Here is a 255-nt window from a genome sequence, read left to right as displayed (position 1 = left end):
CCATCATGAAACTGGCTGATGCACTCGATTCCTACATCCCAACACCAGAACGCGCAGTTGACGGCGCCTTCCTGTTGCCAGTAGAAGACGTATTCTCCATCTCCGGTCGCGGTACAGTCGTTACTGGCCGTATCGAACGCGGTATCGTCAAAGTTGGCGAAGAGATCGAAATCGTCGGTATCAAAGACACAGTCAAAACAACATGTACTGGCGTTGAAATGTTCCGCAAACTGCTCGACCAAGGTCAAGCAGGCG

The 255-nt window shown here is 51.8% G+C and carries 1 protein-coding gene; it reads left to right on the top strand.

Features of this window, described 5'->3' with window-relative positions; translation table 11 throughout:
* A partial coding sequence (locus tag ACO0LN_RS30430) for an EF-Tu/IF-2/RF-3 family GTPase (protein ID WP_422980521.1) occupies positions 1-255 on the top strand: 255 nt, incomplete at both ends.

It is taken from the genome of Undibacterium sp. TC9W, from assembly GCF_049339865.1.
GTDB lineage: Bacteria > Pseudomonadota > Gammaproteobacteria > Burkholderiales > Burkholderiaceae_D > Undibacterium.
This window is presented reverse-complemented; position numbering and strand designations above follow the sequence as displayed.